This window comes from Roseomonas acroporae (assembly GCF_023223525.1).
Taxonomy (GTDB): Bacteria; Pseudomonadota; Alphaproteobacteria; order Acetobacterales; family Acetobacteraceae; genus Roseomonas_E; species Roseomonas_E acroporae.
The window spans coordinates 1-2,722 of the sequence record NZ_JALPRX010000202.1 but is presented as its reverse complement, the minus strand read 5'-3'; the positions used below and the strand labels follow the sequence as shown (position 1 = coordinate 2,722).

At 69.3% G+C, this 2,722-nt stretch carries 5 protein-coding genes; all 5 read left to right on the top strand.

Going from position 1 to position 2,722, the window contains the following annotated elements:
• Window positions 1-343 precede the first annotated feature (343 nt).
• Genes M0638_RS27895 through M0638_RS27875 form a run of 5 tightly spaced genes read left to right on the top strand, consistent with a single transcriptional unit; the run spans window position 344 to window position 2,687 of the window.
• Window positions 344-769 carry a hypothetical protein gene (locus tag M0638_RS27895; protein ID WP_248670220.1) on the top strand — a complete coding sequence of 142 codons (426 nt, stop codon included), beginning with the start codon at window positions 344-346 and terminating at the stop codon, window positions 767-769.
• On the top strand, window positions 766-1,278 hold the full coding sequence (locus M0638_RS27890) for a hypothetical protein (RefSeq protein ID WP_248670219.1): 513 nt from the start codon (window positions 766-768) through the stop codon (window positions 1,276-1,278). Before M0638_RS27895 ends, M0638_RS27890 begins: the two co-directional genes overlap by 4 nt.
• Window positions 1,275-1,694 carry an outer membrane protein assembly factor BamE gene (locus tag M0638_RS27885; RefSeq protein ID WP_248670218.1) on the top strand — a complete coding sequence of 140 codons (420 nt, stop codon included), beginning with the start codon at window positions 1,275-1,277 and terminating at the stop codon, window positions 1,692-1,694. Before M0638_RS27890 ends, M0638_RS27885 begins: the two co-directional genes overlap by 4 nt.
• 5 nt (window positions 1,695-1,699) lie before the next feature.
• The gene (locus tag M0638_RS27880; protein WP_248670217.1) at window positions 1,700-2,263 is read left to right on the top strand and encodes a hypothetical protein; all 564 of its coding nucleotides are present in this window, start codon (window positions 1,700-1,702) and stop codon (window positions 2,261-2,263) included.
• The gene (locus M0638_RS27875; protein WP_248670216.1) at window positions 2,253-2,687 is read left to right on the top strand and encodes a hypothetical protein; all 435 of its coding nucleotides are present in this window, start codon (window positions 2,253-2,255) and stop codon (window positions 2,685-2,687) included. Before M0638_RS27880 ends, M0638_RS27875 begins: the two co-directional genes overlap by 11 nt.
• Window positions 2,688-2,722: the final 35 nt, after the last annotated feature.

Below are 2,722 nucleotides of genomic sequence, written 5' to 3'. Positions count from 1 at the left end.
GGCCGCCGCGTCGGGCGCTCCTACACCACCACTAGGGACACGACCCGAGGTGGTGTCGGGCGGCATAGTCTCTCGGCTACCTCCCTGACTTAGCCCGCCCCGCTTGGACCCTTTTTCCCGGCGTGTGTCCAACATGCGCCTTCACAACGAGAGATGGTCCGCATAGCCTCGTTTCGACTATCAATATATCCCGGAGGGGGAATGAGTGCGTAAGGGGATTAGGCTCGGTATAAGCCTTGTCGGGCTATGTGTGTCGGCGGCGCTCCTGGAGGGGTGCGTCAACGCCAACGAGATCGCGATGCGGGTCGGGGCCATGCCCGGGAACGCCGCTGAACTCCGCTCCATGCAGATCGAGCGCTTCGACACCGCGGACGAGCGGCAGCTGCTTACGGAGGCGACGCAGGTGCTTCAGGACCTCGGCTTCACCGTCGAGGAGAGCGCGCCGGCGGTCGGTGTCCTCGCTGGCAGCAAGGCCCGAGACGCGGAGGAAGCGGGGCAGATCGCGGCCCAGGTCGCTCTGACCATCGTCGCCGCGGCCTTCCTCGTGGCCTACATCCCGACCTGGGACACCGACCAGATCATCCGCGTCACGCTCTCCTCGCAGCGACTGCCGAACAGTTCGCAGACGCAGCTCCGCGCCTCCTTCGAGCGTGTCGTCCGTACGAACCAAGGCCAGGTCCGGGTGGAGCAGCTCCACCAGCCCGAGATGCACCGCGAGTTCTTCAACACCCTCCGGAACGGCATGGCCGCCCGCGGAGAGCGGGCATGAAGCCGCTCGTCATCGCGGCCGTCGCGTCGATGACGCTCGCGGGCTGCGCGCCGCAGCCGCCCGAGCGCCAGTTCCAGGCGAGCACCCGAAGCGCCGTCGAGCTCCGGGCCATGCAGTCCCGCATGATCGACGGCGAGGCGAACACCGTGCTGCGGGGCGTCATCGCCACCCTGCATGACCTCGGTTACCGGATCGACAAAGCCGAGCCGAATGCGGGGACCGTCACCGCCACGAAGATGAATACGGTGCGGCTCACGGCCGTCGTGCGGCAACGGGAGCCCGGTCGCAGCGTCGTCCGGGCGAACGCCGTCGTCTGGCAGCCGCGGCTCGAGACCCAAGTCGACGAGCCCAACTTCTACCTCGCCAACTTCTTTGCCCCCCTCGCGGCCACGCTCGGCCGCGAGGCCTTCGCGGCCCCCGAGGACGGCGTTCCGGAGGCCGTCAGGCCCGCCCCGGACACGTCCTTCCGGCGCCCGGCAACACCCACGGCGCAGGAGCCCGCACGATGAGCCGCTTGGTCCACCTCGGGGCGGCCTGCGGTGCCGCCCTCCTCCTCGCCGGCTGTGTCGCCGCCGGGGACCACGCGACCGCGGTCGGTGCCTCCGGTGGCGCGAACGACCGGCTCACCGTCGGCACCGTCCAGCGCGAGATCCGGGTCGGGATGACGAGCGCCGACGTTGTCGGTGTCCTCGGGTCCCCGAACATGGTCACGACCGACGACCGGCGACGGGAAAACTGGGTCTACGACCGGGTTTCGAGCGAGACCGTCTACTCCTCCAGCACCGGCGGGGCGACCGCCCTGTTCATCGGGGGCGCAGCGAGCGCCGGCGCGGCGCGACGCTCCCAGCGGACCCTGACGATCATTATTCGCTTCGACGAGGCGAGCCGGGTCCGGGACTTCTCCTACCGCTCCAGCAGCTTCTGACCCGGATGGACCGCCGATCGCTCCTGTCGGGCGCTGGGGCCGCGGCGCTCCTCCCCCTCCTACCGGCCTGCGTGCCGAAAGAGGAACTCCACACCAACGCCTTGACGCCCCCCGCCTCGGTTGTGGCCCAGCGCGCGCTCCAGACGCGGCGCTTCGACACGCAAGACGATACGGCCCTCCTGCAGGCCACCGTCGGCGTCCTCCAGGACCTCGGCTTCACCATCACGGAGAGCCGGGCCGCAGGCGGTCTGGTCACCGGGACGAAGGACCGGGACGCAGTCGAGGCCGGCCAAGTCGCGGCCCAGGTGATCCTAGCGATCCTCGCGGCCGCCGCGGGGAGCCGGACCCACCGCATGGTCATGGACCGGGACCAGCGTATCCGCGTCCTCGTCGTCGTCCGCCCGACCCAGGATCGCCGGGCCTCGACCGCCCGTGTCACCTTCCAGCGCGTCGTCATGAACACCGACAACCAGGTCAGCCGGACGGAAACGCTCGACGATCCGGTCCTCTACCAGAGGTTCTTCGAGCATCTCGCCCAATCGAGCTTCCTCACCGCGCATGAGATCTGATCCATCCCTGTGGGGCGCCATCACCCTCGCCGTCCTGGCGCCCCTCCTCGCCGCCTGCCAGATCGACAGCCGGCAGCAGGTCCTCGCGACCTCGAACACCCAGGTGGCGCAGCGGGCCATCTCCACCCGATCCTTCGACACGGGCGACCGCAACCTCCTGTTCCGCGCGGTGATCGGCGCGCTGCAGGACCTCGGCTTCGTGGTCGACCGGGCGGACGACGAACTCGGGACGGTGAGCGCCACTCGGTTCTCTGGAAGCGTGGTGCGCCTGACCGTCACGATCAGACCAGCCGGCCCGAACCGGACCCTCGTGCGCGCCTCGGGGCAGTACAACCTCGACGCCATCTCCGACGCGACGCCGTACCAGCGCTTCTTCGAGACGCTGTCCCAGTCGCTCTTCCTGGGCGCAAACCAGGTCGACTAGGCGTGACTTGCGGGCAGTTCGATCTTCACGGACGA